We start from the raw sequence: 23,597 nt of genomic DNA on the forward strand, positions 1-23,597 counted from the left end.
CGCCACCCCCACCACCGCCGCCAGTGGTAGCACCACCGCCGCCACCACCACCACCGCCGCCAGTGGTAGCACCACCGCCGCCACCACCACCGCCGCCCGTGGTAGCACCACCGCCACCCCCACCGCCACCGCCAGTGGTAGCACCACCGCCGCCACCACCACCGCCACCGCCAGTGGTAGCACCACCGCCGCCACCACCACCGCCGCCAGTGGTAGCACCACCGCCGCCACCACCACCGCCGCCAGCGCCGCCAGCGCCGCCAGAACCCGCACCACCAGCGCCACCAGCGCCGCCAGCGCCGCCAGCGCCGCCAGAACCCGCACCACCAGCGCCGCCACCCCCGCCAGCGCCGCCAGAACCCGCACCACCAGCGCCGCCAGCGCCGCCACCCCCGCCAGAACCCGCACCACCGCCACCAGCGCCACCACCCATACAACCGCCAGCGCCAGAACCCGCGCCACCACCAGCGCCACCGCCAGAACCCGCGCCACCACCAGCGCCACCACCAGCGCCACCACCAGCGCCACCACCAGCGCCACCACCAGCGCCACCACCAGCGCCACCACCAGCGCCACCACCAGCGCCACCACCAGCGCCACCCATACAACCACCAGCACCGCCACCGCCGCCACTAGAGGCTTAACAGTGGTAGAGCTTAGTTAAAAACTCCTCCGTCACAGCTTCGTGACGGGGGTTTCTTCGAGCCTAGACTCTGCACTCAGAACTGTCCCTCAGAACTGTCGCAAATCAGGAGTCTTGATACTCCTCGGTCTAAAGAAACGAGGATTCTTCATTCACAGACTCAACTTGCTGTAAAAGTTTTAATTAATGAATAGCTTTTCTGATTGGTGATAATTTAGTTTTTATTAGTTTTTAGGTGGAAGTAAAAAGGTTTGAGATTCAACAGACCAGTTTTTTGTCGGACTCTCAGTTGCGGAAGAATCTGTCATTTCTAAGGAATCATTTGTCCAGTTTTTGGTATCAATTTCCTGTTCTGAAGCTTCTGTGATTTCTAGGGAATATTCTGTCCAGTTTCTCGTAGGACTATTTAATTCTATGGGATCTGTTCTTTCTGATATGTTTTCTATTGCCGGAGAAAGATAATTAGGAGAATTGGCTAAGTTTAAAAGATCTTCTATTACTTCGGTTGCGGTCTGATACCTTTGATTGAAGTCGTAATACACCATTTTGCTAACAATAGCTGCTAGTTCTGGGCTTACTTGTACTTTATGCGTCCACAAAATTTCTCCGGTTTTTGTGTCTTGAATTAATTGCGTAGGAGAAACTCCTGTGAGGGCTTTAATTGCTGTAATTCCTAATGCGTAAATGTCGCTGTTTGGTCTTGGTCTACCGCTACATTGTTCTGATGGTGCGTAACCTTGTGTACCAATTGCGACTGTGAAGCGAGTTGAGCCGTCACTGTTGAGTACTTGAGTACTAATTTGTTTGACTGCGCCGAAATCAATCAGGACTAATTTCCGATCGCAGTGTCGTCTAATAATGTTGTTGGGCTTAATATCTCGATGGATAACTCCATTGTTATGAACAAATTCTAAAACTGGGAGGAGTTCTTTTAACATATTGATGACTTCAGCTTCGGAAAGTTGTTTACCTTGTGGTAATTCGTCTTCTAAGGAATGTCCATCAATGAATTCTTGGACTAGGTAAAATTCTTCGTTTTCTTCAAAGTAGGCTAAAAGTTGGGGAATTTGGTCGTGTTTACCTAGTCTTTCTAATGCTTCTGCTTCTCGCGGAAATAATCGTCTGGCGAGATCTAAATGTTTGGGGTTATGAATGTCTGGTTTCAGTTGTTTGACGACGCATAATGGATTTCCTGGTCGCTGGGTATCTTGGGCGATGTAGGTTTCGCCAAATCCTCCGGCACCTAAAATTTTAATTATTTCGTAGCGACCACCAACTGTTTTGCTGGATGATTCGAGGTCTTGAATGGGAAGTAAGTCGGCTAGATCGTCTTGTTGGCTAATAATTTGTTTAACTATTGGTGAGGTTGCATATCGCTTTAAGGTTTGGTGGAGTAAGAGTTTTTTGACTTTTTGTTGGGCTGCTTCGGTTGTGGAATAGCTAATTCCGGTGAGGGCGATCGCCATTATTGGCATAGCTGTAGGTAAGATTTTGTACCCATGAATAAAGGCGATATAACTGATGCTTCCCCAGGCAATTATGATGCCTGTGGTGTAACTTAGTCTCTTGAAGTTACTTTTTTGTTTGTTGAGTATTATCGCGGCTCCACTAACACCTATTAGCACTAATACAGCTTCTACAAATGAGTTAGGAATTGCTTTGGCGAGTGCTGTTCCTTGCTGTAGGGTGGCGATCGCATTGGCATGAATTTCTACTCCTGGCATATCAGGAGAAAATGGCGTGGGATAAAAATCTTTTAAGCTGGTATCTGTGGCTCCGATTAATACAATTTTGTCTTTAAATTCATGACTGATATTTTGCCATTCTTTTGGCGATAGTACTTGCCAAAAGGAAATTTTATTGAATGTTCCTTTGGGGCCAGAGAAATTTATTAGGTCGCCTTTGGTTGGAGGATGAGCTATTCTAGCTGCTTGCAATGTTGCTTCAGCAAAATCAAATCCTGGTTTTCTCAGTTTCAGGTTGTCGGTGGCTTGCAGTTGGTGTTTATAATTCTCTGCTAATTTCTGACGATAGGCACTACTAAGGCGGTGAATTTTTCCGTTCGGCTCTAATAAATAGTTAATTGAACCCAGAGAAATCGGATTTGTTTGTAATAATGATAACGGTTCTATTAGCTGCACTCTGGGCCCAGTAGGTGTGTTTGATTCGTCGTAAGCTACTGGTAATGTGATTCGACCTGCATATCGCTGTAAGGTTTGTTTTAAGCGGCGATCGTCTGCGGTTCCGTAACTGCTAGGATCGACAAATTCCACGTTTACAGAGACAGATTTTGCCCCCGCTGCCATCAGTTTGTTTATTACTTCTGCATAAGCTGTTCTTTTAAATGGAAAGCCTTGTAATGGCTCTAAGTTACTGTTTTCTTGAGGATTGATTTGATATAATTGCTGGGGAATTGATAATGTGTCGTTGTCGATCGCTAAAATAACAATGTTATCAGGTGGAGCTACTGGCCCTCGGAGTTGAAAAAATAGATTTTGGATTTCATATTCAAAATTTTGTACTAATTTTCCGTTCATTCCGGTAGCGATCGCGGCGGCGGCAGCACACAGTCCTGCAAAAACATGACCCCAACGATTGAAACGTTTACGAGGCGAAGTCTTGACTGTTGGCTTCGAGCTAGTTAATTTGCTTTTTACTGGAGGTAGTTCTGTAGTAGTTTCATCTAAGTTACTGGATAGTAGGGCTGGGTCTAAAGACATATTTTTTCACCTCTTAACATTCACTTGATAATTTATTATTTGTAGTTTTTAATGTTTTGTTGTTTATCCATTCCTTAGAATAGCTACTATTCGGGAAACTTCTTTATTACTAAAGATATATTTTTAGTTTATTATCAATAGTCTGACTTGCTGGCAATTAATTACCAACAGGTCTATTGTGGATTCTCTGGGCGCTATTTAACAATTTAACTCTCTGCTTAGTATAACTGCGATCGGCAGATTATCCACCGCGTCCTTTGCTAAGAAACTCGTATTTTTTTATACAAGTGTTATTATGGACGATCGCAATTGGGAATTTATCTCATTACAATACAGGAGATTTCTTCTTTACTCACTGACTCTACTATTAGTTTTACTATCGAAATATAAAACTTAAATTTATTGATACATTACATACAATAAGTGGTAAATTTAACCAACTACCAATAGCAAATGTTAATGATAGCTCAAAATTAGAATAGCAGGATAGCTAATTTGCTAGTGTCAGCAGTTACTTAATAAAGTGAAGCTTTACTGAAATTGCCCAAAAAGTTATTTAAATAGTTACATAGTTTTAGATTTAGATCGGATACTCAGCAAAGCCAATGGCAGCGGAAAGTTAGCTGATATCCCTCCTCACCTACTTTGAAATGAATAGTTTGGCTTCTTGACCTTGGTACACTTTCTGTCCTAACCTGACTACATTGTTAATTTATGCTTGTCTAGCGCCGATGTAAATCTACTTTCCGATAGTTTACAGTTAGGACTTACCATTGGTTAAGTTACCTTGTAACTCAGACGTAAGTTTACTGTCTAAGCAAGGAAAGCAGAAAACAGAAGCCTGTAGTTGTGTTCAAACATAGCTAGGCTAGTATTACTTAGAAATGTTAAGAGGAAGTAACTGATGGAAAACGACTAACTTAGCCCACTCTACTAAGAATTTCTCTGATTGTTAAACAAGTAGGTAAAAATTTCTTTTTGTCAAGTAGCTTAGTTAGTAAAATAAACTTAGCTGACTCAGAACCCTGAAACAGGTGATACCAGTGGATAGGTTCTCACAGAGCTAGGCTAGAGATAGATAAAAATTCAGTAAATTTACTCGAGGAGGAAAATATGGACTAAGATTACGGCTAACAACCAATCAACGGAATAAATTTAGTAAGGTAGAGTGAAAATTAGGATCGGCAGTCCCAAGTCCACTCTATGAAAGTCAATCCCCTCTAGGAAACTCGATTATATAGACAATTTCTAAGCTGGAAGAAGTATAAATAAAAGTTTGGTTATTTACTAAAAGACTTCTTATTAACTTTGGTGAGGCAGAGTTGCTATAATTGAGTATTCCACTTAAATACTTTTCTACAAATTTTAGCAGTAAGTTTCTATGGCTAATTCCAAGAACCGTCTTTCTATTTTTGTAGACGGGAACAATATGTTCTACGCCCAACAAAAAAATGGTTGGTTTTTCGATCCCCGTCGTGTTTTGCAGTATTTCACTAACGATCCAGATATAAATCTAATCAATGCTTTTTGGTATACAGGATTAAAAGATCCGCAAGATCAAAGAGGATTCAGGGATGCGTTAATTAGTTTGGGTTACACAGTTCGGACGAAGATTCTTAAGGAGTATTACGATGATAGTTCTGGAAGATATTCACAAAAGGCAAATTTAGATATAGAAATCGTTGTGGATATGTTCAATACTGTCGATCAATACGATCAAGTGGTTTTATTTAGCGGAGATGGAGATTTTGAAAGGGCGATCGAACTTCTCCGGTCAAAAAATACTCATATCACAGTAGTTTCTACTGAAGGAATGATAGCAAGAGAATTACGTAATGCCACAGATAGATACATCGACCTAAATGATATTCGCGAACACATTGAGAAAATAGATTATTAATGTTGTCACGCTAATTAGTAATAGATGTTACCTCTAGGTCAAGCATGAATGGTTAAAAAAGTAATAGGTAATTGGTGGATGGTAGTTGCTTGCCAAAAGTCAGTTACCTATTACTTATTCCCAAATGATTAAGTGATGAAAAATTGTTAAGTTTCAATGCTTTTCAGTTACAGGAGGCTGAAAAAAATGAACACCCAACCAGACCGGATTATTATCTTTGATACCACTTTGCGCGATGGGGAACAGTGCCCCGGCGCGACTTTAAATGTAGATGAAAAATTGTTGATTGCCAAGCAATTAGCACGTTTGGGAGTTGATATTATTGAAGCGGGATTTGCGGTAGCGAGTCCGGGAGATTTTGAGGCGGTAAATCGAATTGCCCAAACAGTTGGAACAGCAGATGGGCCAACTATTTGTAGTTTGGCAAGGGCGGTGAAAAAGGATATTCAAACCGCTGCGGAAGCTTTAAAACCTGCGGCAAAACCTCGCATTCACACCTTTATTGCTACTTCTGATATTCACTTGCAATACAAGTTGAAAAAGACGCGATCGGAAGTTTTAGCAATTACCGAAGAAATGGTTGCTTATGCGAAATCCTTTGTGGATGATGTGGAATTCTCCCCAGAAGATGCAGGACGAAGCGATCCAGAATTTTTGTATCAGGTGTTGGAAAGGGCGATCGCAGCTGGCGCAACTACAGTTAACATTCCTGATACTGTTGGTTACACCACACCCGCTGAATTTGGGGGGATAATTAAGGGGATTAAAGAAAACGTTCCCAACATCGACAAAGCGATTATTTCGGTTCACGGACACAACGATTTAGGTTTAGCAGTTGCTAACTTTTTGGAAGCAGTAAAAAATGGTGCCAGACAATTAGAATGTACCATTAATGGTATTGGCGAACGGGCGGGAAATGCTGCTTTGGAAGAGTTAGTAATGGCGCTTCATGTAAGGCGACAATATTACAATCCTTACTTGGGTCGTCCAGTTGATTCGGAAGAATCATTAACTAATATTGACACTCAGCAAATTTACAAAACATCGCGGTTAGTTTCTAATTTAACTGGGATGTTGGTACAACCGAATAAGGCGATCGTAGGGGCGAATGCTTTTGCCCATGAATCTGGCATTCACCAAGATGGAGTGTTGAAAAATAAACTCACTTATGAAATTATGGATGCCCAATTGATTGGTTTAAATAACAATCAAATTGTCTTGGGTAAACATTCCGGTCGTCATGCTTTTGGGGCGCGGTTGAAAGAGTTGGGTTTTGAACTTGCAGAAAGCGAATTAAACAAAGCTTTCATTAAGTTTAAGGAAGTTGCTGACAAGAAGAAAGAGATTTCTGATTGGGATTTGGAAGCAATTGTTAATGATGAAATTCAACAAGCACCTGACCTTTTTAGGGTAGAATTAGTACAGGTTTCTTGTGGTAGTAATGCTTGTCCAACGGCAACAGTAACTTTGCGAACTCCTGAAGGGGAAGAGTTGACTGATGCGGCGATCGGTACTGGCCCTGTTGATGCGGTTTATAAGGCAATTAACCGAGTGGTAAATGTGCCGAATCAGTTAATTGAGTTTTCTGTTCAGTCGGTGACTGCGGGTATTGATGCGATCGGGGAAGTTACTATTCGGTTGAAGTATGGCGATCGGATTTTCTCTGGTCATTCGGCAAATACTGATATTATTGTCGCTTCTGCTCAAGCTTATGTTAATGCTTTGAATCGTCTTTATGCGGCGTTGAAAAAGCAGGAGGAAGCTGATAAAGCTGAGGGAAATACTTCTGCTGCTGCTTCTGTTTAGGTTTTGAAAGGTTAATTTTTGGCACGAAGGGAGGTTTCCTTTCGTGCTTTTTTTAACCACAGATGTCCACAGATGAACACAGATGGTAAATGATTGAATGTATTTAATAATGTTAGAATAAAGAAGAAAATTAACTTAAATTGAGTAAGTTATATGACCGTTGCTCAATCAGCAAAACCTTCTAGTAGTGATATTGCAGTGACATTGAAACGACTTATTGCTCTCCTAGAAGAGGATGAAACAGATGAGTATGGAATTTTACAGCCAAGTCAATCAGCTTTTAAATTGGCGATGCGTTTGGTTGTAGAAGCTTATGAAATAATGGGGGATAGTTTTCCCAGAGCTTCGGCTTCGACGGATGAGCAAGGTAGTATTCGGTTAACATGGAGCAAATTAGAACCTGAATGTGAAGTCCGATTAATCTGCCCTGCCGATGCTAATCAACAAGCGTATTTGTATCATGAATTTGGGGAAAATTACGCTGTTGAAAAAAGTGTGACAACTCCTATTTTAGTTCAGTGGTTAGAATGGCTAAATCAAGTGTGAGAAACTTTGAGCCATTGTCGGAAGATGCGATCGTTTATCGAGCAATACTGCGAAAACAATGGATTGATGAAGACACCGGAAAGGTTAAGTCAGATGCTTATTTTTTGCGACCTAATGAATCCGGGCTTTCTGTCAATTTAGCAAGTGTTTGTTCTCCAGAACAATGTGCTTTGTTATTTCGCAAATGTTACGGGATTGCCAGCCTTGAAGTTGGAAAAATTAGAGAAATTGGTTTGGATGTAGAACAGGATTCCGCAAACCATGCAAATATAATTGGTCTATTACATCGAGAAGATAACTTAGTAGAAGCAGAACGGTTTGCGGGTTTGTTAGCAAGGCGATCGCATATAGTCTGGAAAGCAGAACTATAGTGATAGTTGTAAGTTATCTGTTTTTGCCTGAGTTCTTTTTTAGTACGCAGATGAATGTAGATGAACGCGGATAAACGCAGATGTTGATGTAAACTAGATCCTTTTAACCCTTTGACTACGGTTAATTCAACAACGGTTGATGGTTTTGCACCGATGGAACTTTACGATGTCAATGCAGAACGAGGGGCTTATACTGATATTTATTCATTGGCGGCGACGCTTTATTTTCTATTGACAAAAGAAGTGCCGCCCAGTGCGGAAAAACGCAGCAGAAATAAAGCCAAATTAGTTCCACCAAAACAGATAAACTCGCAAATTAGTGATAAAGTAGATGAAGCAATTCGCAAAGGCATGGCTTTAGCGCCGGAAGAAAGACCCCAAACAATGCAGGAATGGTTAAATTTATTGGGGTTGAAGTCTGCAAAACCTAAATTGCCGAATTGGAATACATTAGAATGGTTGGGGGCAATAGCCGCAATAGCAACAATTTTAGGCGCAATTGTAACAATTTTGGCTTGGTTAAAATCAAATTCGCCACCAACAGAAAATCCCCCCACACCATCGCCACCTGTACAGGTGACACCGAATAAGACACCCGGAGGTTGAAAAACAAGGCACCCGCAGGTTAAAACCTGGGGCGACACAAACTAAGTCCGCCTACGCGGACTAAAATTAAAACCTGCGAAGGCAGGTTTTGTCTGTGTAGATGCGAATTCCATTCGCCATATATTCATCTTAATAACCTGCGAAGGCAGGTTTTGTCTGTGTAGACGCGAATTCCATTCGCCCAATATCTATGCCACAATTTAACTGATTAACCTATTAAAATTCGGTCATGATTTGGCCTAAAGGCAAAAATCTACACGGAAACCGCTATATTATCGAAAGCAAGCTAGGCGAGGGCGGTTTTGGCATCACCTATCTGGCGAAAAACCGAAAAGGCGAATTTGTTGTCATCAAAACCTTGAAAGATGAGGTGATGACTAACCCAGATTTTGCTGATTTTCGGGAAAAATATCAGCATAATTTCCGAGATGAGGCGTTACGAATTGCACTTTGCAGACATCCTCACATTGTTCAAATTGACAATGCGTTTAATGACGAGTCGCTTCCCTGCATTGCGATGGAATATGTTGCGGGGGAGGATTTGTGGAAACGGGTAAAAAATCGCGGTTGTCTGTCGGAAGCGGAAGCTTTGCGTTATATTCGGCAAATTGGAGAGGCGTTAACTGTTGTTCATGATAAAGGTTTGTTGCATCGAGATTTGAAACCACAAAATATTATGGTGCGATCCCCCCAATCCCCCCTTAATAAGGGGGGTGAAGAAGCAGTTTTAATTGATTTTGGCATTGCTAGAGAGTTTATTCCTAATCTTACTCAAACGCATACTTGGGCGGGAACTCCTGGTTTTACACCGCTTGAGCAGTATGATGAACAAGAACGTCGGGGAGAGTTTACTGATGTTTATGCTTTAGCTGCGACGCTTTATTGTTTGTTGACTGCAAAAACTCCGCCTCCTTCGCCTAACAGAGTGGTTAGAGATTCTTTGGTGATACCCAATAATGTTAGTGATTTGGTGCGGAACGGTATTCTTGAGGGAATGAAGTTACAAGCGGAAAAACGTCCGCAGTCGGTAACAGAATGGTTGAGATTATTTGAGTCTGATTCGGATGATTTAAGTTCGGATAGTTCGGATAAAGGGGTAGATTACCAGAGATTACGGGATTTACTCAAGGCGGGAAATTGGCGAGAGGCGGATTTAGAAACTGCTAAAGTAATGCTTAAAGTTGCTGGAAGGGAAAAGGAAGGTTGGTTAGATGTCGAACATATCGAAAATTTTCCCTGTACTGACCTTCGCACCATTGACCGACTTTGGGTAAAATACAGCAATGGGCGCTTTGGTTTTTCTGTACAAAAGCGCATTTGGGAAAGTGTTGGGGGAAAACCTGGAGTTAGTGATTGGGAGATTTACAAGAAGTTTGCCGATCGCGTAGGCTGGTATGAGATGAAAAAAGACAACTGGAAATCATACGAAGACCTCACCTTCTCCCTCAATGCCCCTGGGGGGCATCTCCCTGCCCGGTTGGTGTTGTCAAGACCATGGCTTCGGCGGATCTCATCTCTTCTCTCGCGTCGAGACTTGTAAATTGTAACCTATAAGGCTTTCGGAAAATTTTTAAGAATTGCAACAGAGGGAATTTCCTCGAAGCTATGAGGATTCTGGCTTTCCGATACCTGGCACTGAGGTCGGATAATAAGAATTAGCCTGAACAAACTTTTCTGCCACCTCTGCAATTTCCGGGTCAGTTGCTTCCCACTCGCCCCAAGGAAAGCACATCTGTCCAGGGGCGGATTTTTTGGCTTTGCATTTAATTTTCATTCCCGCTAACAGACGACTACCCCAATGATTTTTCTTGTCTGATTTTGGTTGAGGGCGGTATTTTTTACAGAAACCCCGATATTTAGCGGCGCATTCATCCAGCGTTTTACCGAGAGACAAAAAAGCAGGATGCCATTGCGTAATGCCATCATCGCCTAATCTGTCGTGAATGCCATAATTGCTGAAGTCGTAAAAAAACCCTTGTTGGATTCCCTCTGCTTTCGGGTTGGCGTGAATGTAGCGTAAAGTATTTAAAGCCCTGCGCTTATCGGTATTAGGAAAACCCGTACTGTGATAGCGTTTTTCCCAAAAATGCCCAGTCCGATTCAGCATTCGATTAAAACACATCGCAGTGTACCAATTCAACCAGTGCATAATTTTCGGTAAATCTTCTGGTTGTGCTGGTTGTAGCAAATAATGAACGTGATTGCTCATTATACAAAGAGCATAGAGTTTAAATTGGTATTTGTCCTGTGCTTTTTTAATGGCGTAAAGAAACACTTCTCGACATTCTAATCGTGTTAGGCGAAACTCACGGTTGTTGCAGCGAGTGGTGATGTGATAGGAGTATCCTGATAGTAGTTGACGTTGCTGCCGAGGCATGGTTATGGTTTCAAAAATTGGGAACCTATCAAAAGTTAATTCTACTCTCTCAGTTTTGTTAAACGAATTAGGAGAAGAATGCGAAACAGTACTATTTCTACTAACACAACTAAAATTACCTAATCTAACAGACGATCAAAAAGGCGATATTCTAGCTGAACTAACTGGCGCAGTCTCTCACTTGCACGTACATACAGAAGATTTACCCGATTTAATTGGGGATGAAATTGAAACTTTACCCGATGAAGAAGAGGTTTAAAAATGTCAGGAATATCAAAGTTGTAGGGTGCGTCAGACCATAAATCTACTCAACAGTATCAAGGTTTGAATTTCTGACGCACCCTACTGTTAGAATCTACCGCTGATAAACATTCCCTCTAAAAATCTCCATAAACGCAAAGGAATCAGAATTTTTCACCTCTTGAAACCCAAATTGTCGATAAAGTTCCTGTGCGTCTTTTGTCGCTAACAACCATCGGCGCAAACCTTGTAATTCGGGATGCTGTAACATTGTTTCAACTAACCATTTACCCAAACCTAAACCGCGATATTCTTCTAAAATAAACACATCAGAAAAATAGGCAAAAGTCGCATAATCTGTAATTAATCTACCAAATCCTACTTGTTTATCACCTTCATAAACTCCAAAACAGAAAGAGTTGTCAATACATTTTTGCACAACTGATAAAGGTATATTTTGCGCCCAATAGGAGTTATTTAGGAAGTTGTGAATTGTTTCTATGTTCAATTTCCCTTTGTCTGTGCTGATGGAAAATCGATTTTTTAACTCTTCATTCATTTTTGCTTAAGAAAAAGTGGAAATGGGAAGTTTCATTATATATTAATTGTTAAGGCGATCGCATAGTTGTCAAATACGATCGGAATAGATAGTTTTAAATTATTTTTTAGTGGTGCGATCGCAGCTAGAAAATCATCAGAATATTTTAGACATTTTCTGTCTGATTGCTTACTCCTCTAACAATCGCTCCATAATTGCATAAATATCTTTTTTATTTCCCTCTTTGCGCCTGCCAATAGCTACCACTAAAACTACCACTCGCTCTTGCAAAATTCGATAAATAATGCGGTATCGCTGACCGACAGCCCGCACGCTAAAATAACTTTGAAGCTTATCTACTAAAGGTTTACCTTGTTTTTCTGGATCGGTTTTCAGTTTATTGATGCGATCGCTCAATGCTTGCTGTTCCCGCCGATCTTTGACTTCTGCTAGCATTTCTAATGCTAAGGGAGTCAGTTCAATTGTGTATTCTAAATTGTTTTGGTTTGGACTTGTCATAGTCCTAATTTCCTTTTAGCTTCCTCCCAAGAAATTGTTTCTCCTCGTTCTGCTTGGACTATACTTTCTTTCAGTCGATTGGCGAACTCAGAATCAGACAGAATATCAAGAGTTTCTAAAATAGATGTTAGCTGCTCATAGCTAATAACTGCCATCACAGGTTGACCGTTATTGGTGACGATCGCCAAATCATCAGTCAACTCATCTGGTAATTCTGGCAGTTTTTCTTGTGCTTCACTAATAGTTAAATACTTAGCCATTTATTTATTTTAGCAATAAATTGAGAACTAAAACCCTGAGTACGATTAACTACAATTGGCTTAACTTCATCGGGATCGGCTTTCTTTTTTTTTCTTCTTTGTCAATCCCCAACTCCTGTTGAAGTTCTGCGATAGTTTGAGGTTCAATTTTTCCTGTTTTAGACTCTTCGATCGCATCCATTAACCGACGGGCATTTGCAGGCGATCGCAAAAGGTAAACCGTCTCAACCAAACTTAGCAAATCTGACTCAGCGATCAATGCTACATTTTCACCTTCACGACGGTTAATGATATAGACCTGACGATTTTCTACTACCTGGTCTAACAAATTTAAAAAATCATTTTTTGCATCACTTGCAGATGTTATTTTGTAAGATAGCATTAGTTAATGTACAGATTAATTGAATTCTATTATACAACTATATTCAACTTTTTACAAGCTCCTGATTTTTTTAATTTAGCAATTTTTCGACTAAATAACAATACTAGGAACTTCGCGATCGCTTACAATAAAATTAGCCCAATTTCACCGATCAATATGGCAGAAAAAACATCCACCTTACAAAAAGCAATTGAAGTAGTAGAAGCATTATCTCCCGACGAACAAGCTATTCTGATCGATATCATCGATAAGCGACTCAAACAACAGCGTCGCGAACAACTATTGCAAGAAGTGGCAGAGTCGGAACGAGATTATGCTTTAGGTAATGTGCATCGAGGTTCAGTTTCATATTTATTAGCGGAGAGGGATAACCGTTATGACATCAAATTTAACTAAAGAAGAAATCAAAGAAATGATTTTCCAGCTACCTGTCGAACAACTTATTGCACTGATGGCAGATATTGAGGAAAGAGTGGAAAATCTCACAATGATGCAGTTAGCAGAAACAGGATTTGCCGAGTGGAACGATCCAGAGGAAGATATTTATAATGACGAAACCTAATCCTACAGAAATTTGGTTAGTGCGGTTTCCATTTAGCGATCTAACTTCCACAAAACTCAGACCTGCTCTTGTTTTAGCAGTTCATAGAGAAGAATTCATCATTTTGGGTATTTTCTCAAAAGTACCTGTTGACCAATTACGCGATACTTGGGTTTTAATTGACGAAAATCATCCCGAATTTTCCCAAACTGGTCTGAAAAAGCAATCTTTAATTAGAGCAGATAAAATTGCAACTGTAAGTGAATCAATATTTCAGAAACAGTTAGGGATATTACCAACAGATATTCAGATTTTAGTACAAGAGGCTTTGAAAAAAGCTCTTGGCATTGCTTTTTAAGTCTTCATTCATTTTTGCTTAAGAAAAACTGGGAATGGTAATTTTCATTATATATTTTTTTTAGAACGCAGATAAGTGCAGATAAACGCAAATGAACGCAGATGATTTTTCTGATTCTATGTCTTGGGAAAGGGTTAGGGAAACTTTCAAAAAGATTTGGGGTTATGATGATTTTCGTCCGCCACAAGGCGAGGTAATTCGTTGCTTATTGGAACGGAAAGATGCAATGATTATTATGCCCACTGGTGGGGGAAAGTCGATTTGTTTTCAGCTTCCGGCTTTGCTACAAACTGGGTTAACTTTAGTAGTTTCGCCTTTGGTAGCTTTGATGGAAAATCAGGTGCAAGAGTTGCGTCAGCGGAAGTTACCCGCAGCACTTTTACATAGTGAGTTATCGACTGGTGAACGCAAGCGAATTTTAGCAGCTTTGGAACAACAAAAGTTAAGATTACTGTATGTTTCTCCTGAAACTTTGCTGAGTAAACCTGTTTGGGAACGGTTAGCGCAACCACAGTTAAAAATTAATGGGTTGATATTAGATGAAGCACATTGTTTGGTGCAATGGGGTGATACTTTTCGCCCAGCTTATCGAAGGTTGGGAACGGTAAGAGATGCTTTACTTAAGGATAAACCATTGGGTAGTAAAATGGCGATCGCAGCTTTCACCGCAACCGCAGATCCTTTCGCCCAAAAAACTATTCAAAACGTATTACAATTACAACAACCAGAAATTTTCCGCCTCAACCCTTATCGAGATAATCTCAACTTAAAAGTTCAAATCGCTTGGACACCTTGCGGACGGAAACATCGACTGCTAAAATTTATTCAAGCCAGACCAAAACAAGCGGGTTTAGTATATGTGCGAACTCGCAAAGATAGCGAAGAACTTGCCGAATGGTTGCGAAAAAAAGGTTGCACAACTGCAGCTTATCACGCAGGTTTACATCCCCAAGAACGGCGCGAAATGGAAAGAGATTGGATTTCGGGAAAAGTACCTTTTGTTATTTGTACTTCCGCGTTTGGAATGGGGATAAATAAACCGGATGTTAGGTGGGTAATTCATTTTCAACCACCATTATTACTTTCGGAATATGTGCAAGAAATTGGACGGGCGGGGAGAGATGGGAAAGTTTCCCAAGCGTTATTATTAATGAGTGAACCGACGGGATTTTTAGATTCTGGGGATAAGCAAAGACGGGAGTTTTTTGAGGGGAAATTGCGATCGCAACAACGACAAGCCCAACAACTATTAAACAAACTACCTAAACAAGGCAATATTAATGAAATTTCCCGCAAATTCCCCGAAGCTGCAATAGCTTTATCCTTGTTACATAGTATGAATAAATTATCCTGGCTTGACCCTTTTAATTATAGCATTAAACCAGGGGAAAAAAGCCAAAGTTCTAATCAATTCGACGCAGCGAAACAGATGGAGAAATATTTGCAAACTCGCCAATGTCGCTGGCAATTTCTGTTAAACGCCTTTGGCTTTTCCCAAGAAGCACAGAAGATGAAATGTGGACATTGTGATAACTGCCGGAAGAGGGGACTGGGGACTGGGGACTAGGGACTGGGGCGTTTTTTCAAGGTTATCCATTAGATTGAGATCCCCCTAAATCCCCCTTAAAAAGGGGGACTTTGAACTTTGCCCCTTAAAAAAGGGGGACTTTGAACTTTGCCCCTTAAAAAAGGGGGACTTTGAACTTTTTACTTCCTCTTTTTAAGGTAAATTTTTAAATTCTTACTCCCCCCTTTTTAAGGGGGGTTGGGGGGGATCTCAGGATTAAAAACAGACCAAAAAGACTGGAAATATAGAATAAATTGAAGTTACTTATTTCTCCTTTTTTCCCAATCCCCAATCCCCAATCCCCAGTCCCTAGTCCCTCATCAAAACTGCCGCAAAAAGCGCAAATCGCTACTATATAAACGGCGAATATCATCAAGTTGGTGCAACAATAAAGCGACTCTTTCTACCCCAAAACCTGCGGCAAAACCTGTGTAAGTTTCAGGATCGTAACCAACAGATTTGAGCACATTTGGATCGATCATTCCACAACCCATAATTTCCAACCATTTACCTTTCCATCGCATATCAACTTCGGCGGAAGGTTCAGTAAATGGGAAATAACTGGCGCGGAAACGAATTTCCATTTCTTCACCGAACATTTGATGCAAAAACTCTTTGATTGTGCCTTTCAAATCGGTGAAAGTTAGGTTTTCATCAACAGCGAAAAACTCAATTTGGTGGAAAACTGCGGTGTGGGTAGCGTCAACAGTATCCCGCCGATAACAACGCCCAGGCGCGATGATTCTGATTGGTGGATCGTTCTCTTCCATATAATGAATTTGAATGTTGGAAGTGTGAGTTCGCAACAAATTTCCATCAGGTAAATAGAGAGTATCCTGCATATCACGGGCGGGGTGATCTGGGAGGAAATTTAAGGCTTCAAAATTATAGTAATCGGTTTCCATTTCTGGGCCAGTTTCCACAGTGTAGCCCATCCCGACGAAAATATCGATCGCCCTATCAATAGTACTATTAATCGGATGTACTCGACCTTGCGGGCGATAAACAGCGGGCATTGTAACATCAATAGTTTCTGCTTCCAACCGCGCTTGAATTTCCGCTGCTTGTAAAGATGATTTCTGACTTTCTAAAGCAGTTTGCAAAGCTTCTTTAACTTCGTTCGCTAACGCGCCAATTTTCGGACGTTCTTCTGGGGAAAGTTTACCCAAACCTCCTAAAATTTGGGAAAGTTGACCTTTTTTACCTAAATAGGCAACTCGCAATTCTTCGAGTTGGGGTAAAGTATTAACAGCGGCGATCGCTTTTTGCGCGTCAACTTTTAACGCTGTTAGTTTTGCCTCTAATTCATTCGGCTGATTCGTCATGCTAATCTATTGTCAAACAGAAGGGGAAAAGTGTGGGTAAACACAACCTATCGCTACCAGTTTAAGAGATTTTCGCTCTTTTTTTAGAACTGCGGTTGATCCGAAGCTCACGATCTCTGAAAATCAAAATATGAAACTCTTAATCAGTAACGATGATGGTATTTTCGCACTTGGCATCCGCACCTTAGCCAATACTTTGGCAGAGGCAGGCCATGATGTTAGTGTAGTATGTCCTGACCGCGAGCGATCGGCAACCGGGCATGGTTTAACCCTACACGATCCCATTCGCGCCGAAGTGGTAGAATCAGTTTTCCATCCCTCGGTAAAAGCTTGGGCAAGTTCGGGAACACCTTCCGATTGTGTGAAATTAGGCATTTGGGCATTATTAGATAGCCCTCCCGACTATGTACTTTCCGGCATCAATCACGGTGCAAATTTAGGCACAGATATTTTATATTCGGGAACAGTTTCCGCTGCAATGGAAGGAGTAATTGAAGGAATACCCGCAATCGCTTTTAGTTTAACTAGTTTTACCCACCGAGAATTTCAACCTGCGGCGAATTTTGCCAAACTTTTATTAGATCGTTTAGCAAAAAAACCATTACCACAATTAACGTTGTTAAATGTTAACGTACCGCCTGTAAAATGGGAAGAAATTGGCGGAGTAGCAATCACTCGCCAAGGAATACGTCGCTACTTTGACGTATTTGAAAAACGCATCGATCCTCGCGGTAAAACTTACTATTGGTTAACCGGAGAAGTACAGGAAGAAATCGAATCCCAAACCCATCCTTTTTTACCACCAGAAATTCTCACAGATGTAGAAGCAATCCGCAAAAATTGTATCACCATCACCCCATTGCAATATGACTTAACTTACGGTTCAGGATTGCAAGATTTACAAAAATGGGGAAAGATAACAGACGATTGGCAACTAGGAAATATTCCCTCTTAATCTAACTCAAAAATGACCAACCAACTAACAATGCAATTAGACTTCGTACCCGTTGAAGAATTTTATTTTGCCCTCACCTTAGCCGTCAAAACCTTAGAAGATATCGATCGACCAGGTTTAGCCGAAACAGTAGGAAACCGCCTCAAAGAAAAATTCGGTCAATCCTCCACAGTAGCAGCAGCAAAACAAAACAACTTTAACTATGTATTTCGCATTCAAGGAATAGATAACACCCCCGCCAATCAATTAGTTATTTCCCTCTCTGACTGGCAAGGAAAATTACGCTTCAGCAGCGATTATGGTTGGACACTTGACGTAAATCGCCACCCAGTTCGCACCGAAAAATTTGACCAAAGACCAGAATTTTGCCAAAAGCTAAAATTCTATTTTCAAGACTTACTCCAAGTTCCCATAATTCAAGAATAAAAACTTAGCAGATAGACACAGATCAAGAAAAACATCTGCGTTTATCTGCGTTTATCTGCATTCATCTGCGTTCTAATCAAACCTAATCAACGCATGAAAATCCAAATAAAAACCTTCACCGTAAACAAACGCTTCCCCTTAACCATCAGTAGAGGAACAACATCCCAAAGCACAAACATTTGGGTAGAAATCGCCGCCGAAGGAATCACCGGATGGGGAGAAGCTTCACCTTTTTCTATTGGCAACTCCCCGCAAAAAACCCCATTTCTCCAAGAAACTCTCCAACAAATCGCCCCTAAATTAGAACAATTTCACCCTTCCCAAAGACAACAAATAGAACAAGTTTTTATTGAAACCAAATTACCTTCAGCCGCCTGTGCAGCAATAGACGTAGCATTACATGATTGGATGGGAAAAAAAGCAGGTTTACCCCTGTGGAAATTGTGGGGTTTAGACTGTAATAACATCGTTCCCACCTCAGTTACAGTTGGCATCAACACCCCCGAAGCTGCGGTACAAAGAGTGCGAGATTGGATAAACTTTCTCGATGCCAAAGTATTTAAAATAAAACTAGGAAATCCCCAAGGAATCGCAGCCGATCGATCCATGTTTACCGCAGTTTACCAAGAAGTACCCCAAGCAAAATTTAGCGTCGATGCTAATGGCGGTTGGAGTTGGGAAGATGCGGTAAAAATGTGTGAATGGTTAGCCGAATATGGCGTTACATACATTGAACAACCTTTAGAAAAAGGAGAGGAAAAAAACCTACTAGAACTCAAGCAAAAATCCCCGCTTCCCATCTTTGTCGATGAAAGTTGTTTTACCAGCAAAGACATTCCCAGTTTAGCAGATAAAGTAGATGGAATCAATATTAAATTGATGAAATCTGGCGGATTAACTGAAGCAATGAGAATGATTAATACAGCCAAAGCTTGCGGATTAAAAATAATGTTTGGTTGTTATTCTGATAGTTCCCTAGCAAATACCGCCCTTTCCCACCTTGCGCCATTAGCAGATTATTTAGATTTAGATAGTCACCTAAATTTACTAGACGATCCCTTCAAAGGTGCAATAATTAAAGAAGGACGTTTATTACCCAATGACTTACCAGGATTGGGGATAAGCTATTACGCATTTAAATCACTTATTAATGAGTAGGGTGCGTCAAACGGTAAAGCCTGATATAGAAAGGAAAATATCTAAATCTGACGCACCCTACAATATGACTTTTAAATGCGTAACGGCTTAGCAACAGAGGGTAAAGAAATTTCTTAATCACAAGGCAAAAAGCTATGCAACAACATTTATTTAAGTCTCGCCGTCAAACTCTGAAAATTTCTTTTGTTTATCTGTTTTTCTTATTTTTCGCTTTCACTCAAGGAACCTTAGCAGCGATGACGAAAATTAATCAAAACTTGCTAATAGGTGAATGGAGTACACCGGGAAAATGTAATCAAAGTCGTTATATTTATACCCGCAAAGGTCAATACATTTGGATGCAGAAAAAGAATGGACGTTGGCAAACTTCCTATCAAGGAATTTATGTAACATCTCCGCAAAACCCCAATTCTATTATCATTGGTGATGGCCCAAATATGGGAGGTTCTGTAGTAGATATCCATGAACTAACCCGCAGAACTTTGAAGGGAGAATGGAACGCTAACGCCAGTGAAGGATTAACATTTGATAATCCCGAAGATGCGAAATTTTCTTATGTTAGATGTTCTGGGAGTGTTTTGAAAAAATAAGACTCGGCGGTTAAAACCGCGTCTACACAAACAAAGTCCGCCTACGCGGACTAAGGTCGAGTAATTCATTCAATTATAAAAGTGATTAACTATGCTGCAACCTAACCAAAAATTAGCTATCTTACTTCATGAAGGAATTACGGGTACTAATGGTAAAACTGGATTAGCACTTTTACGCTATAGTCGATCGCCAATTGTAGCAGTAATCGACCAAGAATCAGCCGGAAAATCTCTCCCCAAACTAACAGGAATTCCTCACAATATACCAATTGTAGCATCAGTAGCAGAGGCGCTTTCTTACCATCCCGATGTATTAGCAATTGGCATTGCACCTTCTGGGGGAATTTTACCAGATCCTTGGTTACAAGAAATTAGACAAGGGGTAGCTGCTGGTTTATCGGTGATGAATGGGTTACACACTGTATTAGGCAAAGATCCAGAGATTCAAAAGTTAATAAAACCCGAACAATGGATTTGGGATATACGTCAAGAACCTGCGGGTTTAGGTGTTGGTAGTGCAAAGGCGCGATCGCTATCTTGCCTTCGTATTTTAGCCGTTGGAACTGATATGGCAGTTGGCAAAATGTCAACTACTTTGGAGTTAAATAAAACCGCACAAAACCGAGGATTAAAATCAAAATTCCTGGGAACTGGACAAGCAGGAATTATGATTTCAGGTGAGGGAATACCTTTAGATGCGGTGCGAGTTGACTTCGCTGCTGGCGCAGTTGAACAGTTAGTAATGCGTCATGGCGAAGCAAATGAAATTCTGTTTGTAGAGGGACAAGGTTCGCTTTTACATCCAGGTTCGACGGCAACTTTACCACTTTTGCGCGGTTCTCAACCCACACATTTAATATTAGTACATCGGGCAGGACAAACACACATTCGCAACCTTCCTCATGTTGTGATTCCGCCTTTAAAAGAGGTGGTGAAATTGTATGAAAGTGTGGCTTTTTGTGCGGGTGCTTTTGCTGAGGTTAGGGTGAGTGCGATCGCACTGAATACCGCACATTTGGATGAGGAAAGGGCTGGAAGTGCGATCGAGCAAGTTAAGATAGAAACAGGTTTGCCTTGTACAGATGTAGTGCGTTTTGGGGCTGATTTGTTGTTAAATGCAGTTTTGAATTGAACCGCGAAGACGCATTAGGCGAAGCCTTCCCGAAGGGTAGAACGCGAAGGGAAGAGGGAGGAGAGAGATAATATTTAAAGGGAAGTGAATTATGAATGTTCTGATTAAAACTACAAGTGCAAAGTAAGTTACTGTGCTTTGAAAATGGCGATCGCACTTTCTCCAAAATGCGATCGCCCTAATCACTCCTATTTGTACACCAATCTTCCTTCAATTTCGCTATCTAGAAGTTGATTAGAACTGAGATATTCTTCCAGAACTTGTTGTGCAGATGTTGTCACTACTCTGGGAGTACCGAGTTCTTCAGCTGTCATGTTTAGACTAATTCCTGAATTTTTGTAATGATATTCTTGGAGACAAACCGCGTATTGTGCATCGTCTTGTACAGGATTGCCATTAATGCTTAAAGATTCTAATTTCTTGTCAGCATCATTGTAAACTGCCTGAACTCCTTTATTCAATTGGAAACAATTACCTTCGCCAGGGATTCGGTTCTCTGTTCTCATAATGTAGCTAAAAATGTGTTTCAGCTGTGCCCCAGTAATTTTCACTTTATAAAGCGGCCCATCATAAGGGTAAACTTTTTTCAAATCCCCTAATGTTACCAATGGCCCTAATTCTGATCCCCGGATCGAACCACTTCCAATCAAGACTACATCCAGCAGATCTATTTGGGCAAAAATATCAGTAATTAAATTGCCCAATGCAGTTTCTTCTTCACGCTTAGGATGAGTTAGTTGACGTGCTAATCGGCTAACAATTCGATTATATTTGCGATCGACTTCTTCTTTATAGGTAGCAATAAAGTTTTCCAAAACAACATCTGGCTCTGCTACAGTGTTATTTATAGGAACTAGCTGCCACTTCCATTCCACAATGCTGTTAGTATCATCATCTACTACAATATCGAAACGTCCAATTTGATCTGTTCCTACGGCAGCTTGTGCGATCAAAATGTTGTTAACCTGTGCAGGTTGTTCTAAAAATGTATGGGAATGTCCGCCAATGATCATATCCACACCCCATGCTGGATCTAGCATCGCCGCTAGTTTTTTATCTTCTTCAAAACCAATGTGAGTGAGCAGAATTGTGAGGTCAATATCCTCGTTTTTATAAGTATTGCAAATTTTTCCAACTTCTGCGGCAGCATCTTCCAAACCAACAAAAGTACTAATACTTGTGTCTAGTTTTAAAGCTTTCAGAACTTCTTCAGTCACAATGCCAATGAACATGATATCAAATCCATCAACATTCAGGATTAGATAGGGATTCATCAATCGTTTGCCGTACTTTTTGATATACAAGTTAGCATTGACGATCGGAAAATTTGCCATCTTTTCCAGAAACAATAAATGCGGAAATCCATAATCTAATTCATGATTACCCAGCGTCACTACATTTGGCGCTAGGTAGTTCATAATTTCTATAGTTGAAAGTCCCTTAAATTCCGTATCAATCATCGAACCCTGGAGCATATCTCCAGAAATCACATAAAGCGTGTTTTTCTCTTCTTCACGTACCTTATTAATATATCCAGAAAGTAGCGACAGTCCACCTATTAGATTACCTTCTCCACTCTTCGCTTCTGCGAGAAAGTCTCCGTGCATATCATTAGAGTGTAGAATCGTAAACTTTTTGAAACGCTCGGTAGTGATCATCAATTTTTGCCTCTAAAGTTTGTGGTACTGGAAAACTAGCCAGTTCATTTTCAGCAGTCCTATTTCAGAAAATTTAGCTGTAAAAGCAACCATTTTTTCTAGGACTACTAACAAACTAACTATATTTTTTCAAACTCTAATATACTACTTACGACACATATTATCTGTAAACTTTTTATAAATTTACCCTTAGTAATTTTGACTAAACCTGATTAACTTAAACTACTAGCAGCAAAAATTTGAGCAGCAGTTAAGTTTAATTCGGTAAATATCGGGGAAGGGATGCGATCGCTCTCCCGAAAAGTCCCAATTTCTACATAAACATTATTTACTAGCTCTAAAACTAATACAGTTTCTAATTGTGGATCGACAATCCAATATTCAGGAATTCCCCGATCTTGATATTGTATTCTTTTGGCAATATAATCTCTATCTCTTTGTAATTCTCCCGGACTTACTACTTCTATTACTAACAAAGGTGGATTCATTTCAAGTCGGATTGTATTCCGGTTTTTTAATTGTTGAATATGTTCTTCTCGAATTACAGTCAAATCAGGATAGCGGTTTTTCGGTTCTCCTCTAACTTCTAATTCTAAACCATGTCCCCTAACCCTACGATGACCAACAATTGATAATAGTATAGAAAATAAAAAATTGGCAATTTCTACATTAAATCCTGACTCTGGTGGCATGGCAATTAATTCTCCATTAAATAGCTCATAGAAGTTTTCTGTTCCATCATCGAAGGCGAGGTATTCTTCAAAGCTTTGAAATCGCAGTTTAGCTTGAGTCATGGTGTGATTAGTGCTATGCACAGGCGGCGAGAAAGTTACTGCTGTGAATTTTGCCTTTATTTTAAGATATTGTTGAGGAAAAAGTCAGGGGAAAAGAAACAAAGTGTTAAGGGCTATTGAATTTTGTAACTATTGCTTTGTTTGAGGAACGGTAATCCCTTAGACTGATTTCCATTGAAATTTTG

General features: G+C 40.7%; 26 protein-coding genes. 16 read left to right on the forward strand and 10 right to left on the reverse strand.

Features of this window, described 5'->3' with window-relative positions; all coding sequences use genetic code 11:
* The coding region (locus ACE1B6_RS25220; protein ID WP_413260044.1) for a hypothetical protein at nucleotides 1–604 on the reverse strand (604 nt) is incomplete at its 3' end.
* A 263-nt stretch (nucleotides 605–867) separates the two neighbouring features.
* Nucleotides 868–3,363, reverse strand: coding sequence for a CHASE2 domain-containing protein (locus tag ACE1B6_RS25225; RefSeq protein ID WP_413260045.1), 2,496 nt, complete (start codon nucleotides 3,361–3,363; stop codon nucleotides 868–870).
* Between the two features lie 1,381 nt (nucleotides 3,364–4,744).
* Here ACE1B6_RS25225 and labA point away from each other — a divergent pair.
* The 6 genes from labA (at nucleotide 4,745) to ACE1B6_RS25255 (ending at nucleotide 10,132) form a co-directional block, all read left to right on the forward strand.
* Nucleotides 4,745–5,263 carry a low amplitude/bright protein LabA gene (gene labA, locus ACE1B6_RS25230; RefSeq protein ID WP_073592306.1) on the forward strand — a complete coding sequence of 173 codons (519 nt, stop codon included), beginning with the start codon at nucleotides 4,745–4,747 and terminating at the stop codon, nucleotides 5,261–5,263.
* A 186-nt stretch (nucleotides 5,264–5,449) separates the two neighbouring features.
* Complete coding sequence (locus tag ACE1B6_RS25235; RefSeq protein WP_413260046.1) at nucleotides 5,450–7,069, forward strand: 2-isopropylmalate synthase; 1,620 nt, start codon at nucleotides 5,450–5,452, stop codon at nucleotides 7,067–7,069.
* A 153-nt stretch (nucleotides 7,070–7,222) separates the two neighbouring features.
* A complete protein-coding gene (locus ACE1B6_RS25240; RefSeq protein ID WP_413260047.1) occupies nucleotides 7,223–7,615 on the forward strand; it encodes a hypothetical protein in 393 nt (130 codons plus the stop codon).
* Nucleotides 7,597–7,986 (forward strand): hypothetical protein, encoded by a 390-nt coding sequence (locus ACE1B6_RS25245; protein WP_413260048.1) that lies wholly within the window; start codon nucleotides 7,597–7,599, stop codon nucleotides 7,984–7,986. Before ACE1B6_RS25240 ends, ACE1B6_RS25245 begins: the two co-directional genes overlap by 19 nt.
* Before the next feature lie 111 nt (nucleotides 7,987–8,097).
* Nucleotides 8,098–8,592 (forward strand): hypothetical protein, encoded by a 495-nt coding sequence (locus tag ACE1B6_RS25250; protein WP_413260049.1) that lies wholly within the window; start codon nucleotides 8,098–8,100, stop codon nucleotides 8,590–8,592.
* A gap of 229 nt (nucleotides 8,593–8,821) precedes the next feature.
* A complete protein-coding gene (locus ACE1B6_RS25255) occupies nucleotides 8,822–10,132 on the forward strand; it encodes a GUN4 domain-containing protein (RefSeq protein ID WP_413260050.1) in 1,311 nt (436 codons plus the stop codon).
* A gap of 63 nt (nucleotides 10,133–10,195) precedes the next feature.
* Here ACE1B6_RS25255 and ACE1B6_RS25260 read toward each other — a convergent pair whose 3' ends face one another.
* The gene (locus ACE1B6_RS25260; RefSeq protein WP_413260051.1) at nucleotides 10,196–10,969 is read right to left on the reverse strand and encodes a transposase; all 774 of its coding nucleotides are present in this window, start codon (nucleotides 10,967–10,969) and stop codon (nucleotides 10,196–10,198) included.
* A 4-nt stretch (nucleotides 10,970–10,973) separates the two neighbouring features.
* Between ACE1B6_RS25260 and ACE1B6_RS25265 the strand changes: the two genes are divergently transcribed.
* Complete coding sequence (locus ACE1B6_RS25265) at nucleotides 10,974–11,228, forward strand: hypothetical protein (RefSeq protein ID WP_413260052.1); 255 nt, start codon at nucleotides 10,974–10,976, stop codon at nucleotides 11,226–11,228.
* Between the two features lie 96 nt (nucleotides 11,229–11,324).
* On the opposite strand, the gene ACE1B6_RS25270 is transcribed toward ACE1B6_RS25265, so the two are convergent.
* The 4 genes from ACE1B6_RS25270 to ACE1B6_RS25285 all read right to left on the reverse strand — a co-directional run bounded on the left by ACE1B6_RS25270 (nucleotide 11,325) and on the right by ACE1B6_RS25285 (nucleotide 12,908).
* Nucleotides 11,325–11,768, reverse strand: coding sequence for a GNAT family N-acetyltransferase (locus ACE1B6_RS25270; protein WP_413260053.1), 444 nt, complete (start codon nucleotides 11,766–11,768; stop codon nucleotides 11,325–11,327).
* 168 nt (nucleotides 11,769–11,936) lie between these two features.
* The gene (locus ACE1B6_RS25275; RefSeq protein ID WP_413260054.1) at nucleotides 11,937–12,266 is read right to left on the reverse strand and encodes a type II toxin-antitoxin system RelE family toxin; all 330 of its coding nucleotides are present in this window, start codon (nucleotides 12,264–12,266) and stop codon (nucleotides 11,937–11,939) included.
* Entirely contained in the window at nucleotides 12,263–12,526 is a 264-nt protein-coding gene (locus tag ACE1B6_RS25280) for a type II toxin-antitoxin system Phd/YefM family antitoxin (RefSeq protein WP_413260055.1), read from the reverse strand. The genes ACE1B6_RS25275 and ACE1B6_RS25280 overlap by 4 nt, the downstream gene beginning before the upstream one ends.
* Nucleotides 12,527–12,575: 49 nt before the next feature.
* On the reverse strand, nucleotides 12,576–12,908 hold the full coding sequence (locus tag ACE1B6_RS25285) for a type II toxin-antitoxin system Phd/YefM family antitoxin (RefSeq protein WP_413260056.1): 333 nt from the start codon (nucleotides 12,906–12,908) through the stop codon (nucleotides 12,576–12,578).
* A 6-nt stretch (nucleotides 12,909–12,914) separates the two neighbouring features.
* Between ACE1B6_RS25285 and ACE1B6_RS25290 the strand changes: the two genes are divergently transcribed.
* The 4 genes from ACE1B6_RS25290 to ACE1B6_RS25305 all read left to right on the forward strand — a co-directional run bounded on the left by ACE1B6_RS25290 (nucleotide 12,915) and on the right by ACE1B6_RS25305 (nucleotide 15,374).
* A complete protein-coding gene (locus tag ACE1B6_RS25290) occupies nucleotides 12,915–13,304 on the forward strand; it encodes a hypothetical protein (RefSeq protein ID WP_413260057.1) in 390 nt (129 codons plus the stop codon).
* On the forward strand, nucleotides 13,285–13,470 hold the full coding sequence (locus ACE1B6_RS25295) for a hypothetical protein (RefSeq protein ID WP_413260058.1): 186 nt from the start codon (nucleotides 13,285–13,287) through the stop codon (nucleotides 13,468–13,470). Before ACE1B6_RS25290 ends, ACE1B6_RS25295 begins: the two co-directional genes overlap by 20 nt.
* Entirely contained in the window at nucleotides 13,457–13,807 is a 351-nt protein-coding gene (locus ACE1B6_RS25300) for a type II toxin-antitoxin system PemK/MazF family toxin (RefSeq protein ID WP_413260059.1), read from the forward strand. Before ACE1B6_RS25295 ends, ACE1B6_RS25300 begins: the two co-directional genes overlap by 14 nt.
* 91 nt (nucleotides 13,808–13,898) lie before the next feature.
* A complete protein-coding gene (locus ACE1B6_RS25305) occupies nucleotides 13,899–15,374 on the forward strand; it encodes a RecQ family ATP-dependent DNA helicase (protein ID WP_413260060.1) in 1,476 nt (491 codons plus the stop codon).
* A gap of 320 nt (nucleotides 15,375–15,694) precedes the next feature.
* Here the strand turns inward: ACE1B6_RS25305 and pheS are convergent, their stop codons facing one another.
* Nucleotides 15,695–16,699: a phenylalanine--tRNA ligase subunit alpha gene (gene pheS / locus ACE1B6_RS25310; protein ID WP_413260061.1), complete on the reverse strand. Its 1,005-nt coding sequence runs from the start codon at nucleotides 16,697–16,699 to the stop codon at nucleotides 15,695–15,697.
* Between the two features lie 130 nt (nucleotides 16,700–16,829).
* On the opposite strand from pheS, the gene surE reads away from it, so the two are divergent.
* The 5 genes from surE (at nucleotide 16,830) to ACE1B6_RS25335 (ending at nucleotide 20,960) form a co-directional block, all read left to right on the forward strand.
* On the forward strand, nucleotides 16,830–17,654 hold the full coding sequence (gene surE / locus ACE1B6_RS25315; protein ID WP_413260062.1) for a 5'/3'-nucleotidase SurE: 825 nt from the start codon (nucleotides 16,830–16,832) through the stop codon (nucleotides 17,652–17,654).
* A 30-nt stretch (nucleotides 17,655–17,684) separates the two neighbouring features.
* Nucleotides 17,685–18,080, forward strand: a complete 396-nt coding sequence (locus ACE1B6_RS25320) for a hypothetical protein (protein ID WP_459563100.1) — start codon at nucleotides 17,685–17,687, stop codon at nucleotides 18,078–18,080.
* A 93-nt stretch (nucleotides 18,081–18,173) separates the two neighbouring features.
* The gene (locus ACE1B6_RS25325; protein ID WP_413260064.1) at nucleotides 18,174–19,238 is read left to right on the forward strand and encodes a dipeptide epimerase; all 1,065 of its coding nucleotides are present in this window, start codon (nucleotides 18,174–18,176) and stop codon (nucleotides 19,236–19,238) included.
* 134 nt (nucleotides 19,239–19,372) lie between these two features.
* On the forward strand, nucleotides 19,373–19,828 hold the full coding sequence (locus ACE1B6_RS25330) for a hypothetical protein (RefSeq protein ID WP_413260065.1): 456 nt from the start codon (nucleotides 19,373–19,375) through the stop codon (nucleotides 19,826–19,828).
* 91 nt (nucleotides 19,829–19,919) lie between these two features.
* On the forward strand, nucleotides 19,920–20,960 hold the full coding sequence (locus ACE1B6_RS25335; RefSeq protein ID WP_413260066.1) for a DUF1611 domain-containing protein: 1,041 nt from the start codon (nucleotides 19,920–19,922) through the stop codon (nucleotides 20,958–20,960).
* A gap of 188 nt (nucleotides 20,961–21,148) precedes the next feature.
* Here the strand turns inward: ACE1B6_RS25335 and ACE1B6_RS25340 are convergent, their stop codons facing one another.
* The gene (locus tag ACE1B6_RS25340) at nucleotides 21,149–22,618 is read right to left on the reverse strand and encodes a bifunctional metallophosphatase/5'-nucleotidase (RefSeq protein WP_413260067.1); all 1,470 of its coding nucleotides are present in this window, start codon (nucleotides 22,616–22,618) and stop codon (nucleotides 21,149–21,151) included.
* A gap of 212 nt (nucleotides 22,619–22,830) precedes the next feature.
* The gene (locus ACE1B6_RS25345; protein WP_413260068.1) at nucleotides 22,831–23,412 is read right to left on the reverse strand and encodes a Uma2 family endonuclease; all 582 of its coding nucleotides are present in this window, start codon (nucleotides 23,410–23,412) and stop codon (nucleotides 22,831–22,833) included.
* Nucleotides 23,413–23,597 lie beyond the last annotated feature (185 nt).

Source organism: Floridaenema fluviatile BLCC-F154 (assembly GCF_041929135.1).
GTDB classification, from domain to species: Bacteria; Cyanobacteriota; Cyanobacteriia; order Cyanobacteriales; family Aerosakkonemataceae; genus Floridanema; species Floridanema fluviatile.

Excerpts from the sequence above, each read along its gene's own strand:
- ACE1B6_RS25225 (WP_413260045.1), bottom strand. The coding sequence starts at position 3,363 with ATGTCTTTAGACCCAGCCCTACTATCCAGTAACTTAGATGAAACTACT.
- labA (WP_073592306.1), top strand. The coding sequence starts at position 4,745 with ATGGCTAATTCCAAGAACCGTCTTTCTATTTTTGTAGACGGGAACAAT.
- ACE1B6_RS25235 (WP_413260046.1), top strand. The coding sequence starts at position 5,450 with ATGAACACCCAACCAGACCGGATTATTATCTTTGATACCACTTTGCGC.
- ACE1B6_RS25240 (WP_413260047.1), top strand. The coding sequence starts at position 7,223 with ATGACCGTTGCTCAATCAGCAAAACCTTCTAGTAGTGATATTGCAGTG.
- ACE1B6_RS25245 (WP_413260048.1), top strand. The coding sequence starts at position 7,597 with ATGGCTAAATCAAGTGTGAGAAACTTTGAGCCATTGTCGGAAGATGCG.
- ACE1B6_RS25255 (WP_413260050.1), top strand. The coding sequence starts at position 8,822 with ATGATTTGGCCTAAAGGCAAAAATCTACACGGAAACCGCTATATTATC.
- ACE1B6_RS25260 (WP_413260051.1), bottom strand. The coding sequence starts at position 10,969 with ATGCCTCGGCAGCAACGTCAACTACTATCAGGATACTCCTATCACATC.
- ACE1B6_RS25265 (WP_413260052.1), top strand. The coding sequence starts at position 10,974 with ATGGTTTCAAAAATTGGGAACCTATCAAAAGTTAATTCTACTCTCTCA.
- ACE1B6_RS25270 (WP_413260053.1), bottom strand. The coding sequence starts at position 11,768 with ATGAATGAAGAGTTAAAAAATCGATTTTCCATCAGCACAGACAAAGGG.
- ACE1B6_RS25275 (WP_413260054.1), bottom strand. The coding sequence starts at position 12,266 with ATGACAAGTCCAAACCAAAACAATTTAGAATACACAATTGAACTGACT.
- ACE1B6_RS25280 (WP_413260055.1), bottom strand. The coding sequence starts at position 12,526 with ATGGCTAAGTATTTAACTATTAGTGAAGCACAAGAAAAACTGCCAGAA.
- ACE1B6_RS25285 (WP_413260056.1), bottom strand. The coding sequence starts at position 12,908 with ATGCTATCTTACAAAATAACATCTGCAAGTGATGCAAAAAATGATTTT.
- ACE1B6_RS25290 (WP_413260057.1), top strand. The coding sequence starts at position 12,915 with ATGTACAGATTAATTGAATTCTATTATACAACTATATTCAACTTTTTA.
- ACE1B6_RS25295 (WP_413260058.1), top strand. The coding sequence starts at position 13,285 with ATGACATCAAATTTAACTAAAGAAGAAATCAAAGAAATGATTTTCCAG.
- ACE1B6_RS25300 (WP_413260059.1), top strand. The coding sequence starts at position 13,457 with ATGACGAAACCTAATCCTACAGAAATTTGGTTAGTGCGGTTTCCATTT.
- ACE1B6_RS25305 (WP_413260060.1), top strand. The coding sequence starts at position 13,899 with ATGAACGCAGATGATTTTTCTGATTCTATGTCTTGGGAAAGGGTTAGG.
- pheS (WP_413260061.1), bottom strand. The coding sequence starts at position 16,699 with ATGACGAATCAGCCGAATGAATTAGAGGCAAAACTAACAGCGTTAAAA.
- surE (WP_413260062.1), top strand. The coding sequence starts at position 16,830 with ATGAAACTCTTAATCAGTAACGATGATGGTATTTTCGCACTTGGCATC.
- ACE1B6_RS25320 (WP_459563100.1), top strand. The coding sequence starts at position 17,685 with ATGCAATTAGACTTCGTACCCGTTGAAGAATTTTATTTTGCCCTCACC.
- ACE1B6_RS25325 (WP_413260064.1), top strand. The coding sequence starts at position 18,174 with ATGAAAATCCAAATAAAAACCTTCACCGTAAACAAACGCTTCCCCTTA.
- ACE1B6_RS25330 (WP_413260065.1), top strand. The coding sequence starts at position 19,373 with ATGCAACAACATTTATTTAAGTCTCGCCGTCAAACTCTGAAAATTTCT.
- ACE1B6_RS25335 (WP_413260066.1), top strand. The coding sequence starts at position 19,920 with ATGCTGCAACCTAACCAAAAATTAGCTATCTTACTTCATGAAGGAATT.
- ACE1B6_RS25340 (WP_413260067.1), bottom strand. The coding sequence starts at position 22,618 with ATGATCACTACCGAGCGTTTCAAAAAGTTTACGATTCTACACTCTAAT.
- ACE1B6_RS25345 (WP_413260068.1), bottom strand. The coding sequence starts at position 23,412 with ATGACTCAAGCTAAACTGCGATTTCAAAGCTTTGAAGAATACCTCGCC.